This is a genomic window from Streptomyces sp. NPDC048566, assembly GCF_043199735.1.
Classification (GTDB): domain Bacteria; phylum Actinomycetota; class Actinomycetes; order Streptomycetales; family Streptomycetaceae; genus Streptomyces.
Genome location: NZ_JBICWL010000005.1, coordinates 293,729 through 307,499 on the forward strand (window position 1 = coordinate 293,729; position 13,771 = coordinate 307,499).

At 73.8% G+C, this 13,771-nt stretch carries 10 protein-coding genes; 7 read left to right on the forward strand and 3 right to left on the reverse strand.

Annotated features, from left to right (window positions below):
• Positions 1-3: 3 nt before the first annotated feature.
• On the reverse strand, positions 4-1,140 hold the full coding sequence (locus ACGFS9_RS12005; protein WP_393252482.1) for an acyl-CoA dehydrogenase family protein: 1,137 nt from the start codon (positions 1,138-1,140) through the stop codon (positions 4-6).
• A 76-nt stretch (positions 1,141-1,216) separates the two neighbouring features.
• Positions 1,217-2,902: an aldehyde dehydrogenase family protein gene (locus tag ACGFS9_RS12010; RefSeq protein WP_393252483.1), complete on the reverse strand. Its 1,686-nt coding sequence runs from the start codon at positions 2,900-2,902 to the stop codon at positions 1,217-1,219.
• A gap of 204 nt (positions 2,903-3,106) precedes the next feature.
• On the opposite strand from ACGFS9_RS12010, the gene ACGFS9_RS12015 reads away from it, so the two are divergent.
• A complete protein-coding gene (locus tag ACGFS9_RS12015) occupies positions 3,107-4,105 on the forward strand; it encodes a bifunctional lysylphosphatidylglycerol flippase/synthetase MprF (protein WP_393252484.1) in 999 nt (332 codons plus the stop codon).
• Between the two features lie 296 nt (positions 4,106-4,401).
• Here ACGFS9_RS12015 and ACGFS9_RS12020 read toward each other — a convergent pair whose 3' ends face one another.
• Positions 4,402-5,166, reverse strand: coding sequence for a BTAD domain-containing putative transcriptional regulator (locus ACGFS9_RS12020; RefSeq protein WP_393252486.1), 765 nt, complete (start codon positions 5,164-5,166; stop codon positions 4,402-4,404).
• 774 nt (positions 5,167-5,940) lie between these two features.
• Here ACGFS9_RS12020 and ACGFS9_RS12025 point away from each other — a divergent pair.
• The 6 genes from ACGFS9_RS12025 to ACGFS9_RS12050 all read left to right on the forward strand — a co-directional run bounded on the left by ACGFS9_RS12025 (position 5,941) and on the right by ACGFS9_RS12050 (position 13,587).
• A complete protein-coding gene (locus tag ACGFS9_RS12025; RefSeq protein ID WP_393252488.1) occupies positions 5,941-6,879 on the forward strand; it encodes a pseudouridine-5'-phosphate glycosidase in 939 nt (312 codons plus the stop codon).
• Positions 6,876-7,592 (forward strand): HAD family hydrolase, encoded by a 717-nt coding sequence (locus ACGFS9_RS12030; RefSeq protein WP_393252489.1) that lies wholly within the window; start codon positions 6,876-6,878, stop codon positions 7,590-7,592. The genes ACGFS9_RS12025 and ACGFS9_RS12030 overlap by 4 nt, the downstream gene beginning before the upstream one ends.
• Positions 7,589-9,037, forward strand: a complete 1,449-nt coding sequence (locus ACGFS9_RS12035) for an MFS transporter (protein ID WP_393252491.1) — start codon at positions 7,589-7,591, stop codon at positions 9,035-9,037. The genes ACGFS9_RS12030 and ACGFS9_RS12035 overlap by 4 nt, the downstream gene beginning before the upstream one ends.
• An 11-nt stretch (positions 9,038-9,048) precedes the next feature.
• Positions 9,049-9,510 carry a cupin domain-containing protein gene (locus ACGFS9_RS12040; protein ID WP_393252493.1) on the forward strand — a complete coding sequence of 154 codons (462 nt, stop codon included), beginning with the start codon at positions 9,049-9,051 and terminating at the stop codon, positions 9,508-9,510.
• 10 nt (positions 9,511-9,520) lie between these two features.
• Positions 9,521-9,772 (forward strand): 4-oxalocrotonate tautomerase family protein, encoded by a 252-nt coding sequence (locus ACGFS9_RS12045; RefSeq protein WP_393252495.1) that lies wholly within the window; start codon positions 9,521-9,523, stop codon positions 9,770-9,772.
• 782 nt (positions 9,773-10,554) lie between these two features.
• The gene (locus ACGFS9_RS12050) at positions 10,555-13,587 is read left to right on the forward strand and encodes a BTAD domain-containing putative transcriptional regulator (protein WP_393252497.1); all 3,033 of its coding nucleotides are present in this window, start codon (positions 10,555-10,557) and stop codon (positions 13,585-13,587) included.
• The last annotated feature ends 184 nt before the right edge of the window (positions 13,588-13,771 follow it).

A 13,771-nucleotide genomic window follows, 5' to 3' on the forward strand; every position in this document is an offset into this window, starting at 1 on the left:
TCCTCAGGCCAGCCGGAGCGGCTTGCCCGCCACGTGTTCGAGGAAGGGGGCCTGGAAGCTCGCGCGGGACGGCGGGTGGAAGGTCAGCCCGTGCGAGACGGCCGCGAGGTAGGCCACGTCGGAGGAGGTGATGAAGGCCATGCCGCCGAGCAGTTCCACGGCGCGGTTCACCGTCTCGCCGAGCGCGTCCTGCACGGCGTAGCGGGCCACCAGGGTCTTGGCGAGCGCGTCGTTGCCGCGCTCCTGGTCCATCACCATCCGGGCGGCGCCTTCGAGGAGCAGGTTCGCCGTCTCCAGCTTCGCGATCAGGTGCGCCCGGTCCGACGCGCCGCCGCGGCCCGACCGGTACAGGCGCTCCACCAGGGCGGAGACCATGCCGACGTAGGCTGCGGAGATGAGCAGTTCGAACCAGATGAAGCCGACCGTCTGAAGCTCGTCGAGTTCGCCGGCCTCGCCCAGTTCGGTCCGCATGATCAGCTGTTCGTCGACGAACACGTCCGTGAGGCGGACCTCGTTGCTCTCCGCGCCGGCCAGCGCCCAGCTCTGCCAGAACGGGTGGCTGGTGATGCCCTCGGTGCGGCGCGGCACCAGGAGCACGGCCATCTCGGACCGCCCGTCGGGGGTGGGCAGTGCCACGCTCGCGGTCAGCAGGTCCATCGACTCCGAGAGGCTGCACGGCTTCTTCGAGCCGTTGATCACGAACCCGCCCTCGGCCTGCTGGGCCCGCATGGTCGGGGCGAGGATGCCCTGCGCGGGCCTGCCCTCGGCGAACCCGGAGGCGACGAGGAGGTTCTGCTCGGCGATGCCTTCGAGCAGGGCCCACTCCATGCCGCTGCTCTTGATGGAGTCGGCCAGGGTGAAGAGGGTGGCCACGGAGAAGTGGTGCATCGTCGTGGCGACGGCGAGCGACGGCGAGACGGCGCCGATGGCGCGCACGACGGCGACCGCCTGGAGCGGGTCCGCGCCGATGCCCTGGTACTCCTTCGGGATCACCAGCCCGGGGCCCTTGGCGGCGCGGAAGTGGGCGAGGCCGGGGCTCTCCGGCTTCTCCAGGTCGGCGAGCGGGATGGCGTCGAGGTTCTTGAGCAGGCCGGGCAGAGCGCTCTCGCAGATCTCCCGGGCCGCGTCCAGGGAACGCATGGGCTTCCTCAAAGTCGGTGGATGGTCGGAGTGCGGGGATGCAGGGGCGGGCAGTACGGGACGCTGTCGGCCGGTGTCACCCGGCGGGACGGCCGCCGAACACGGCGTCGCGGGGGCGCGGTCCCTGCGCGCTGACGCTCACTCCCTGGACGTGGGAGGTGCGCAGCACCGGGTAGTTGGCCTCGCCGAACACCCCGCCGGTCAGCCCCGTGCCGCCGTGGGTGGGCAGGTAGGGCAGGAAGCCGATGTGCGAGTCGTTGACCTTCAGCAGGCCGCCCTTGGTGACCCGGGAGGTGAACCGGTCGATCACCGAACGGTCGTCCGCCCACAGCGAGTTGCGCAGGCCGTAGGCGTTGGAGTTGACCCAGTCGATGAACTTCTCCAGCAGTTCCTCGTCGTCGCCGTCGGCGGGCTCGGCGACGACCAGCGGGAGCAGCGGGAAGAAGGTCTCGTGCGCCACCGCCCGGACGTCGCGGGCCCCGTCGAGTCCGCGCACCAGGACCACCGTGGGTTCGAGGAAGATGCCGGATGCGTCGCGGGAGCCGTCGAGCTGGGTGGCGTGGCCGCCGCAGACCAGTTCGGCGCCCGCGTCGAGGGCGTCCTGGAGGCAGGAGAAGAACTTCTCGTTGCGCAGGACCGGGGTGAGCAGCACGCCCTCGTCGCCGGCGCGGCCGGGCTTCACCAGGGCGCTCTGCCGGGCGAGTTCGGCGGTGAGCGAGGCGGCGACGTCGGGATGGACGAGCACCTGGTTGGGGATCATGCACAGCTGTCCGGAGCCGTAGAAGCTCTCGGTGAGCGCCTCGGCGGCGAGCGAGACGTCGGCGTCCTTCCAGACCACCACCACGTCGTTGCCGGCGAGTTCCAGGATCGGCTTCTTGCCCGCGGCGACGCAGCGCTCCTGGAAGCGGATGCCGTTCTCGCTGCTGCCGAAGTACATGATGTCGTCGACGTGCGGGCTCTCCAGCCAGGCGTTGAGCATCGGCGCCGGGTCGCCGCAGACCACGCCGAGGGTGCCGGGCGGCGCCCCGACCTCCTGGAGGGCGGGGACCACCACCTCGTGCAGGACGTACATCACGCCGAGGGGTGCGCTGCGCGGGGCCCGCACCACCAGGGCGTTGCCGGCGAACAGGGCGGTCACGCCGAGGAGCGCGCTCGACAGCGGCGCGTTCTGCGGCGGGTTGAGGCACACCACCCCGTCGGGTTGCCGGCGTACGGAGATCTCGCGGGCCCCGTGCCGGAACTCCTGGAGCATCTGGCCGCGGTAGAAGCCGAGCGACTCGGGCCCGAAGCACTCCAGCATGCCGGAGACCTGCCAGCGGGCGAGCGCCAGTGGATGGCCCTCCTTGACCAGGATGTCGATGATCTCCCCGGCCCTTTCGGCCAGCCGGTCGCGCAGCAGCGCGCCGAGCTGCCCGAGGCGTACGTCCAGCGGCGTCGCCGACCATGTGCGGGCCGCCGAGGCGGCGGCCCGCAGGGCGTGGGCGACCGTCTCGCGGTCCGCCTTCGCCACCCGGCCGACGATCGTGGGCGGCAGCACGCCGCCGTGCGGGCCGCCGTGCCACTGGCCGCGCTCCAGCTTGCGCTTCAGGGTCAGGTTGGTGAACGCGTCGTCGAGCAGTGCCGCCGCGTCCAGGACATAGACCCATTCCGTACCGGGAATGTTCTTTCCGTCGACATGGGACAGATACGTCGCCGCTCCCGGTGCGAGGACGACGTCCTCCCCGGCGAGTGGCGCATCCCCCGCCAATTGCGTGCCGTTCACGCGGCCCCCGCTTTCCTCATCCGCTTCGAGCGGCCGGCGCGTCTTTCTTCCGGCTGCCTCCAGCAATCTTCCAGCGCGGGCTGAGAAGCCCCTGAGACGGAGCTGAGACGGCCGTTTCAGGGGCATCGAAGGCGGACGTCTGAGAATCTGCGGAAAGGCAACGGGAAGGCGAGTCGGTGTACGGCGGGACGACAGGGGATCGAGATGTCAACGACTGAGGAATCAGTGGCCTTCGACTCGGCCGCGCAGGCGCTGCGGAAGTACGCCGACAACCCGAGTGCCTTCCTGGCGCTGAACAGCGGGACGGAATACTTCGTCGCCCCCGGCGCGGAGGGTTTCGTCGCCTACCGCACCTCGGGCCGCTACCTGGTCCAGTTCGGCGGGGTGTTCGGTCCCGAAGGCGAACAGGAGAAGCTCCTGAACGCTTTCCTCGCGTTCGCGCGGGACAAGCGGCGCACGGTGTGCGCGATCCAGCTCCAGCGCGCGGACGCCGATCTCTACGCCCGCTGCGGATTCACCGTGAACCAGGTGGGGTCCTCGTTCTCCCTGCATCTGCCGGAGTTCACGCTCAAGGGCTCCCGGTTCATGAAACTGCGGAACAAGATCTCCCGCGCGCGGCGCAGCGGACTGCGGATCGAGGAGGCCGCCCTCGCCGACGTCGCCGCCGAGATCGAGGCCCTGGACCGGCGCTGGCTGCGCGGCAAGGGCCGGCACGTCAAGGAGATCGAGTTCCTCGTCGGGCAGTGCGGCGGTCCCGCGCAGGGCGAGCGCCGGCTGTTCGTGGGCCGTCTGGAGGGCGCGGTCGTCGCGTACATCTCCTACTCCCCCGCGTACGGCTCCCGTCCGGGCTGGCTGCACGACCTCAGCCGACGGGACACCGAGGTGCCCCCGGGGGTGATGGAGGCGGTGAACGCGCAGGCCGTCGAGACCTTCCGGAGCGAGGGCGCCGAGTGGCTGCACTTCGGTTTCACGCCGTTCACGGGTCTGGACCCCGATGTCGAGGTGGCGGCGGCCAGCGGTGTGACGGGGTGGTTCATGCGCTTCCTCGCCGACCACGGGGAGAAGGTCTACCCGTCGGCCAGCCAGCTCGCGTACAAGGAGAAGTGGGGGCCGCACCTGGTGCTTCCCGAGTACCTGGCCTTCCACGGGCGGGCCCGGTTCGGGGCCATCTGGCAGATCCTGCGGGTCACCAAGTCCGTCTGAGGCGGGCCGCGGTGGCGAGGGCTCCGGTGGTGCCGGGCCGGGGGGGGGGGGGGGGCCGGGGCGCCCCCCCCCCCCCCCCCCCCCGCCCGGGGGGGCCCCCCCCCCGCCCCCCCCCACCCCCCGGGGGGGGGGGGGGGGGGCAGGGGGGGGGGCCCATCTGCAAGACTGGGGGGTCCCACTGGGCGTCGTGGGGGGGGCGGTGGTGGCGTGGGCCGCTTGGCGGGGGGGGGGGGGCGCGCCGCGGCGCGGCCCCGCCACCCCGTCCCGGAGCACGGGAGCGGGTGCCCCGCCGACGGTCACCTGCTTCCCAGGGGTTCCTGGCGGAGGATCTCCTGGAACCTGGCGCGCAGGGCGTGCCCCGGTTCCAGCCCGAGGCCCTGGGAGAGCCGCTGCCGGGTGCGGTGGTAGGCGTCGAGCGCCTCGGCCTGCCGGCCCGTGCGGTACAGCGCGGTGATCAGCTGCTCGCAGAAGCGCTCGCGCAGCGGGTACTGGGCGTGCAGCTGCTCCAGTTCGGTGACGGCGCTGCGGTGCATGCCCAGGACGAACTGGGCGTCGAAGAGCTGCTCCCATGCCGTCAGGCGGGTCTCGGTGAAGCGGGTGGAGGCCATCCGGCAGAGCATGCCGTGGCCGGCGTCGAGCAGGGCGGGGCCGCGCCACAGGGCGAGGCCCTCGGTCAGCAGCCGGACCGCGCCGGCCGGGTCGGACTCCTGGAGGAGGGCGGCCCGGCGGACGAGGTCGCAGAAGCGCAGGGCGTCGACCCGGTGTTCCGGGATCGACAGCACGTAGCCGAAGGTCGACGTTCCGATGAGCGCGCGGTGCGTCCCCATTCCGGTGCGCGCCGCGATGATGCGCCGTAATCGCGCCATGTGGCCGTGCAGCGAGTTCTCGGCGTGGCGCGGCGGGTTCTCGCCCCAGAGTTCGTCGATGAGATCATTGCGCGAAACGGGCCGGTTCGGGGTCAGCGCCAGGGTCGCGACGATAGCGCGCAGTTTTTCCCCGGGAATCTTCAGGGATATGTACTCGTCGGCCATTTCCAACGAGCCGAGCAGATGGATCTCCATTGTTGCTCCCACGTCTGATCACTCGGGCCGGACGGACCGCGGGAACGGCCCGGGACATCCGGTCGTGTCAAGGAATGCAGGGGAGAATCGGCACCGCGCCGGTGGCATCGAAACGGCGAACGCCGCTCCGTCGGGGTTTCCGGCGGAGCGACTGCCCGACACCCTCGACGCACCGGACCGGGGACCCGGGGTCCGCCGGTCAGGCGCGCGGGATTCGATGTAGAGAAAAGAGGAGAACGGCCTCAGCCGTCACGGACAACCTCGACAGGCGTCCTGATCAAAGAATCTCGCCTTGACACGTTCCGTGTCTTCGTCAGTGGTAGCAACTTCCCCCGTGGCAACCATGGCTCGAACAGTAATTCTCGCGTCCGGGCCGGTCAACAGGTTGGAGCCCTCCCGGCGCGTCGCCGAAACCCCCGCGGGGACGGATCGATCCCCTCCACTACGGGTCAACGCGCGGCAAAGAGCGCTGGCCGGAATCGATCCGGAAGATTCGAACGACAGGCCGAGACCAGCAGGTCTCCGGGTCCGCGTGACGCGCGTCACGTCCAGATGTCGGGATGACCGTTCAATTCCGTACGACCTGCCGCAGGCCGCGGCGGCGGGCGACACCGGCCGGCGCCCGTCACGGCCGTTTCGCCCTCGGGCCGGGGCGCCGGCGGGCGCCGCCCGGGAACGGAACGGGAACGGGGTCCGGGACAGTCCGGACGACTCGGAGGCCCGGCTCCCGGCGGGCCCCTCCCCTCCGCCCCGCGACCGTTCAGGAGACCCTTCATGCACCCCCTGCTGCGCATCAGTGAGGAAGTCGGCGACGCCCTGGCCGAGCAACGGCCCGTCGTCGCGCTGGAATCGACCGTGATCGCGCACGGCCTGCCCTACCCGGGCAACGTGGAGACCGCCCTCGCCATCGAGAAGGCGGTCCGGGAGTCGGGAGCGGTGCCGGCGACCGTTGGGCTGGACGGCGGCCGGTTCACCGTCGGCATGTCCGCGGACGACATGGAGCGGTTCGCGCTCGGCACCGACGTGCCCAAGGTGTCGAGCCGGGACGTCGGTGGCGTGCTCGCCGCCGGCGGCCCGGGGGCCACCACGGTGGCGTCCTCCCTGGTGGCCGCCGACCTCGCCGGCATCCCGTTCTTCTCCACCGCGGGGATCGGCGGCGTCCACCGCGGCGCGGCCGAGAGCTTCGACGTCTCCGCCGACCTCGTGCAGTTCACCCGCAGCAAGGTGGCGGTCGTCTGCGCCGGCGCCAAGAGCATCCTCGACCTGCGAGCGACCCTGGAGTACCTGGAGACCCTCGGGGTGCCGGTGATCGGCTACCGCTTCGACGACTTCCCCGCGTTCTACTGCCGCTCCAGCGGCCTGCGCGTCCCCCGCCGGATCGACGACCTCGGCGACGTCGCCCGCGCCGTGCGGATGCACTGGGCGGCCGGTCTGCCCGGCGGCCCGCTGATCACCGCGCCCATCGACGAGGAGCACGCGCTCGACGGCGACCTCATGGAGGGCGTGATCGAGGACGCGCTCCGGGCCGCCGAGGCCGACGGGGTGCGCGGACCCGCCGCCACCCCGTACCTGATGAAGGCCGTCTCGCGGGCCACCGAGGGGCGTTCGGCCGCCGCCAACCGCGAGGTGCTGATCAGCACGGCCCGGCTCGCCGGCCACCTCGCCGTCGCCTACGCCGCCGGCTCCGACGCGGACGGGCGGGCCGCGGCATGACCTCCGCCATCGTCTTCGACATCGACGGCACCCTGGCCAACACCCCCGCCGCCATCGCCGAGTTGATCGGCGACGTGGTGCGCGCCATGGGTGCCTCGCCCCGCCGGTCCGAGGTGCTGGCCACGGTCGGAAAGCCTCTGGAGGCCTCCCTCGCCCACCTCTTGGGCGTGTCCGCCGACGACGCGGCCACGGCCGAGGCCGCCTCCCGCTACCGCGCCCGCTTCGCCGCCGACGTCCTCAGCCGCGGTCCCGCGCTCCTGCCGCCGGGCGTCCCCGAGGGCCTGGACCGGCTGCGGGCCGCCGGGCACCCGCTCGGGATCGCCACCTCCAAGATCTCCTCCAGCGCGCTCGCGCTGCTGGAGGCCACCGGCATCCTCGGCCGCTTCGACACCGTCGTCTGCCACGACATGGTCCAACACGGCAAGCCCCACCCGGACATGGCGCTGCGCGCGCTGGCCGACCTCGGAGCGTCCCCGGCACGGTCCTGGTACGTCGGCGACACCGTCACCGACGTGGCGATGGCCCGTGCCGCGGCGCTGCGCACCGTGGGCGTCTCCTACGGGGTCGACTCCGCCGAGGCCCTCACCGCCGCCCGCGCCGACCACGTCGCGGACGACTTCGACTCGGTGGTCCGCGTGCTCCTGCACGAGGCCGCCGCCACCCCCCGAGACCAGTCCGGGACCCGCCCGGAACCGACCGGAGCCCTCACATGACCGTCCAGACCTCGCACGCCCCGAGCCCCGCCTCCACCGCCGAGGCCCCCGGATTCAGCGGCCGGATGAAAGCCGCGCTGCTCGCCCTGTCCATCGCGCAGTTCCTCGTGGCGCTCGACTACTCGATCATCTACGTGGCCCTGCCGAGCATCGGATCGGGGCTCGGCCTGCCGCCCGAACGGCTCCAGTGGGTGGTGTCCGCCTACGCCGTCTTCTTCGCGAGCTTCCTCGTCGTCGGCGGCCGGGCCGCCGATCTGACCGGACCGCGCCGGCTGTTCCTCGGCGCGCTCGGCCTGTTCGGCGCCGGCTCGCTGGCGGCGGGACTGGCCGGGGACCAGTATCTGCTGGTCGCCTCCCGTGCCGCGCAGGGCGTCGGGGCCGCGGCGCTGACCCCGGCGATGCTCGCCCTGATCGGCGCCGCGTTCCCCGCCGGTGCGGTGCGCTCGCGCGCACTCGCGGTCTGGGGCGCGATCGGCGCAGTGGGCCTCGCCGCGGGCGTGCTGATCGGCGGTGTGCTGACCGCCGCTCTGTCCTGGCGCTGGGTGTTCTTCGTGAACGTGCCGCTCATCCTGGTCACCGTCGCCCTCGCCCTGCGGGTGCTGCCGGCCGGCGACCGCACCCCCACCTCGATCCGGCGCCTGAACCTCCCGGGCGCGGCGCTGTTCACCGGCGCGGTCCTCTTCCTGGTCGCGGCCCTCACCCAGGCCGCGGTCGACGGCTGGGCCTCCGCCTCCTGCCTGGGCTGCCTGGCCGCCGCCGCCGCGCTCGGCACCGTCTGGACGGCGTACGACCGGCGTCCGGCGGCCACCCCGCTCATCCCGCCGGACCTGCTGCGGGTGCGGTCGCTGGCGGGCTCCAGTGCGATGTCCGCCCTCTACATGGCAAGCGTCGGCGCCGAGTTCTTCCTCATCACCCTCTTCCTCCAGAACGTGTGGGGCTACGGGCCGCTGGGCGCCGGCATCGCCTTCCTGCCGCTGGCCCTGAGCGTGGTCGCCGGGAACCTCGTCACCGGCCGGCTCGCCGGGAGCCGCGGCATCCGCCCCACTCTCGCCGCCGGGTTCGCGGTCGGCGCGGCGGGGCTGGCCGTGCTGGCGTTCGGCACCGGCGCATCGGGCTACTGGACCGGTGTCCTGCCCGGTCTGCTGATCAGCGGACTGGGCCAGGGCATGGCCTTCGCGGGCATGTACATCGCGGGCACCAAGGACGTGCCGGACGGCGACCAGGGCACCGCGTCGGCCGTCCTGACGACGACGCAGTACACCGGCGGCGCGACGGGGCTGGCCGTGCTGGTCCTCGTACTGGGCGACACGCCCGGGAGCGGGGCGTTCGGCCGGGCCTACGCGCTGACCGCCGTACTCGCCCTGGTCGCCGCGGCCGTGGCCCTGCGCACGCTCGCCCCCGGGCGGGCCGCCGGCGCCGGGCGGGACGCCGGAGGCGAGCGGTGACGCTGCCCCGGGTGATCGCACCCGGCACCGGCCCCACCACCGTCGTGGGCGGCACCCCGGTCTCCTTCCTCGTCACCGGGGACGACACGGCCGGCCGCTTCGGCCTCACCGAGCACCGGCTCCCGCCCCGCGCCCCCGGAGCGCCGCTGCACTTCCACCACGAACTGACGGAGATGTTCTACGTGGCGAGCGGCGAGGTGCTGCTCACCCTCGGCGGGGAGCGCCGCGTCGCGGGTGCGGGCACGTTCATGATGGTGCCGCCCGGAACCACCCACGCGTTCGGCAACCCGGGAGCCGACCCCGCGACGCTGCTGGTGATGTTCACCCCGGACGGCGGCCGGGAGAGGTACTTCCGCGAACTGGGCGAACTGCTGGCCGCCTCGCCCGAACCCACCGCGGAGATGATGGAGGAACTGGCGCGCAGGTTCGACCAGTTCCCCGCGACCGAGGGGCTCGTCGCCCCCGAGAAGTGAGGAGAGAACGATGCCTGTGGTGACCGTGGACTGGTGGAAGGGCAACGACCGACAAAAACGAGCCGATCTGGTGGAGGAGGTGACCACGACGCTGGCCCGGATCGCCGGATGCCCGCGCGAGGCCGTGACGGTGCTCGTGCGCGATGTCGAGCAGGACCACTGGGGCCGTGGCGGTGTGCTGGCCGACACTCCGGACGAGGACGCGGCGGACCGCCCGCCCCGCACCCGGGAGGCCGGACCCGCGCCGGCGGGAGCCCGTTGACGGATGCCGGTGGACACGGTGGGTGGCCGGCGGCACGCAGCCGCCGGCCACCCACCGTGTCCGGACGGGCCGGCCCGGGCCGGTGCCGCGGAGGACGGCGCGTTCACATCCTGGGCTCCCGTCCCGCCCGCGGGCCCGATCGGCGGTCCGCCGGTCGGAGGCGCCGGCGCCCGCACCGGGCACCGCGCACCCCGCTGGCCGGACGCCCACGGAGCCCGCGCACGGCTCCGCGGGCCCCCCGGTCCGGTCCGCCGTCCGGCCGGAGCCGGACCGCGATCGGGCACGAAACGGGCACCCGGCGGCCGTGAACAGGCAGCGCGACCGCCCCCGTGCCGGGCGCCCGAACACCCTCGTGACAGCCCGTCACGTGCTCACGGAACGTCACATCCGCTGGACGGAGGCGTCCTGCTCCCCGGATGCGGTGCGGCCGCCCCGGTCCGCCCCGCTCCATCGCGGCGGCCCGGGTGGCGTGACGCCCCTCCGGCCGGCCCCCGTCGCCCGCGCCCTCCGCCCGCACCCCGGGGCTGCGCTTGGTCCGGACCGATCCGGAAACTTGTCCGATACGCGCCAGCGCGCCTGCTCCGCCGGATGTAAGAGCCATGAAGCCGCGACCGTCGGTACACATCGTGGGTCAAAATGTGAACGTCGACGACGGCTGCCGGATGCCGTTCCCTGCAGAACGTGAAGGAACGGGACCCCGTCCCCGGTCCGGCCGCGCGGTCCGCGGCGCAGGCGAGCGGCGGCGCGGCGGCCGCACCCGGACCGAGGAGAGGACCCGCGCCATGCGCCAGCCAGCGCCGATTCGCTTTCGCATCCTCGGCTCCCTGGAGTGTTGGGACGGGGACGAACGGGTCCACGTCGGAGGACCCGTCAGCGAACGGGTCCTGGTCACCCTGCTGCTGGAGCCGCAGCGCGTGCTGCCCGTGCACCGGCTCGTCGAGGCGGTCTGGGACGAGGACGCGCCCGCGACCGCCGCGCACCAGGTCCGCAAGGCCGTCGCGGAACTGCGCCAGCGCATCCCCGACGGACGGACCCTCATCGCCACGGACGGACCCGGATACCGAGCCGCCGTCAGCGCCGAGCAGCTGGACCTGCTCCAGTTCTCCGACGCCCTGCGCCGGGCCCGCGACCACGTGGCCGCGGGCCTGTCGGCGGAGGCCACCGCGCTGCTGCGCGAGGCCGTCTCCCTGTGGCGCGGGCCCGTGCTGTCGGGCAGCGGCGGCTCGGTCGTCGACGCGGCCTCCGCCTCGCTGGAGGAACGGCGGATGACCGCCGTGGAGCAGCTGTTCGACCTCAGGCTGGACGCCGGCGAGGGCGCCGAGCTGATCGCCGAGATCCGCGAGGCGATCGGCGGGAGCCCGCTGCGCGAGACGCTGCGCGGCCAGCTGATGCTCGCCCTGTACCGGTCGGGCCGGCAGGCCGAGGCGCTGGAGGAGTACGGCACGATCCGCGCCGTGCTCGACGAGGAACTCGGCATCCAGCCCGGCGACGCCCTGCGCGATCTGCACCAGGCGATCCTGCGCAACGACGCGGCCCTGACCGCGCCGGTCGCGGCGACCGCCGCGGCGGCCCCGGCGGTGACCGGCAGCCGCTCCACCCTCCCCTACGACCTGCGGGACTTCACCGGCCGCGAGGAGGAACTGCACAAGCTCCTCGGGTTCGTGGAGGACGCCACCGGTTCCGGCCCGCTCATCGTGGCCATCGACGGCATGGGCGGCAGCGGCAAGACCTCCCTCGCCGTCCGTGCCGCCCACCGGCTCGCGGAGCGCTACCCGGACGCCCAGCTCCACCTGGACCTGCGCGGCTACACCCCCGGCGAGGAGCCTCTCGCGCCGGCCGCCGCGGCCGAGGCGCTGCTGCGCATGCTCGGCGTCCCCGGGGAACGCATCCCCGACGATCCGCAGGGCCGCATCGCCCTGTGGCGGTCCACCATGACCCGGCACCGGATGATCCTGCTGCTCGACAACGTGGTCGACGAGGCCCAGGTGAAGCCGCTGCTGGCCTCCCCCACCGGCACGGTCGTGCTCGTCACCAGCAGGGCCCTGCTCGTCGACCTCGACGCGGCGCACTCCGTCTCGCTGGGCACGATGGCCCCACCGGACAGCGTCGCCCTGATCGTCGGGATCATCGGGGAGCGGCGGGCACACGCCGAGGCCGCCGCCGTCGCCGAACTGGCCGACCTCAGCGGGCACCTGCCGCTCGCCCTGCGCATCGCGGCGGCCCGGCTGCGCAAACGGCCCCGCTGGACCGTGCGGTACCTCGTGGACCGGCTGCGCGACGACGCGCACCGCCTGGCCGAACTCAGCGCCGGGGAACGGAGCGTGGAGGTCACGCTGCGCCTGTCCTACGAGGGGCTGGACGCCGGCTACCGCAAGTCCTTCCGGCTGCTGGGCCAGTATCCCGGCGCCGATCTCGACGTCTACACGGCGGCGGCCCTGCTGGATCTCGGGGTCCGGGACGCGGAGGACGTCCTGGAGTACCTGCTGGACATGCACCTCGTGCAGCAGCACGAACCGGGCCGCTACGCGTTCCACGATCTCGTGCGCAGTTTCGCCCACATGCTGTCGCGGGGCCGGAGTTCGGGCGGTACCGGCGAGTTCAGCGAGGAGGCCGAGGGAGCGGTCCGCCGGCTGCTGGAGTTCTCGATCGCCGCCTCGGACGCCGCCTGCGACCTGCTCTTCCCCGGCCGGGTGCGGATGGCCCGGCCGGCGCCCTCGTTCCTTCCCGAACTGGCGCCGCTGAGCGGGCCGGAGGCGGCCCGCGCCTGGTTCGAGCGGGAGCAGGACAGTCTGCTCGCGGCGGTGGCGCTGGCGTTCCGGCGGGGACTCGACCGGGAGGTGGCCCTGCTCGCGGCGAACGTCGTGTTCCATCTCGACCTCCGGGGCCGGCTGGACGACTTCCTGGCGCTGTGCCACACGGCGCTCGCGGCGGCCCGACGGCTGGGCGAGGCGGACCTGCTGCGGCTGAGCCTGTCCAACCTGGCGGTCGCCTGCTGGAAGCGGGGCAGGTTCGAGGACGGCATAGCGGCCGCGGTGGAGGCCCACCGGCTGGCGGTCGACCTCGGCGACCGGCGCGGCCAGGCCAAGGACACCGGTGTGCTGGGGCTGCTGCTCGCCACCACGGGCCGCTTCCAGGAGGCGCTGCCCCGGCTGGAGCAGTCGATCGCCCTGAAGCGCGAACTGGGCGCCGAGCGCGCCGAGGCGGAGTCGCTGTCGAACGTCAGCGGCGTCTACATGGAACGCGGCCACTTCGCCCAGGCGGTGCAGGCCGCGACCCGCTCCGTGGAACTCTCCCGCAGGATCGGGGCCGCGGAGAAGGAGATGGTGGGGCTGAACGACCTCGCGCAGATCCAGTTGGCCATGGGCGACGTGGAGGCGGCGGCGCGGACCCTGGCGACCGCACGGGAGCGCGCCCCGGGGGTGCTGGCCCCGGCCGAACGCGCCCTCCAGCTCGTCCTGTCGGCGGAGGCGGAGGACCGGCTCGGCCGGCGGCAGCAGGCGCTGCACTGGGCGGAGGAGGCGCTGGCCACCAAGGGCCTGGAGGACGCGCCCGTGCGGGAGGGAACCGTGTGGAACACCGCGGGGCGGTTCTTCCGGCGCGGCGGGGACCACCGGCGGGCGCTGGATCTGCACCGGCGGGCCCACGCCGCGGCGGCCGCGCTCGGGCACCGGGTCGAGGAGGCGTACGCCCTGGACGGTGTCGCGCAGGCCCTGGCGGCGCTCGGGGACGCGGCCGGGGCCGCCGAGCAGGGTGCCGCCGCCGAGGACGCCTTCCGGGCCATGGCGATCCCCGGGCGGGTCAGGCGCGGGGACTGAGGCCTGCGCGCGCCGGGTACGGCCCCGGGCCGCCGGGTGTCCGCACGCCGGGCGCGCACATCACCGTGCACCGTGTGGCCGGGGCCCCCCCGGGGCCCGGGGGGGGCCGCCCCCCCGGGCCCGGGGGGGGCCCCGGGGCCCGCCCGCGGGGGGGGGGCGGCCCCGCCGGCCGGGCCCCCCCCCC

Coding starts and splice junctions, on each gene's coding strand:
- ACGFS9_RS12005 (WP_393252482.1), bottom strand. CDS start 1,140: ATGCGTTCCCTGGACGCGGCCCGGGAGATCTGCGAGAGCGCTCTGCCC.
- ACGFS9_RS12015 (WP_393252484.1), top strand. CDS start 3,107: ATGTCAACGACTGAGGAATCAGTGGCCTTCGACTCGGCCGCGCAGGCG.
- ACGFS9_RS12020 (WP_393252486.1), bottom strand. CDS start 5,166: ATGGAGATCCATCTGCTCGGCTCGTTGGAAATGGCCGACGAGTACATA.
- ACGFS9_RS12025 (WP_393252488.1), top strand. CDS start 5,941: ATGCACCCCCTGCTGCGCATCAGTGAGGAAGTCGGCGACGCCCTGGCC.
- ACGFS9_RS12030 (WP_393252489.1), top strand. CDS start 6,876: ATGACCTCCGCCATCGTCTTCGACATCGACGGCACCCTGGCCAACACC.
- ACGFS9_RS12035 (WP_393252491.1), top strand. CDS start 7,589: ATGACCGTCCAGACCTCGCACGCCCCGAGCCCCGCCTCCACCGCCGAG.
- ACGFS9_RS12045 (WP_393252495.1), top strand. CDS start 9,521: ATGCCTGTGGTGACCGTGGACTGGTGGAAGGGCAACGACCGACAAAAA.
- ACGFS9_RS12050 (WP_393252497.1), top strand. CDS start 10,555: ATGCGCCAGCCAGCGCCGATTCGCTTTCGCATCCTCGGCTCCCTGGAG.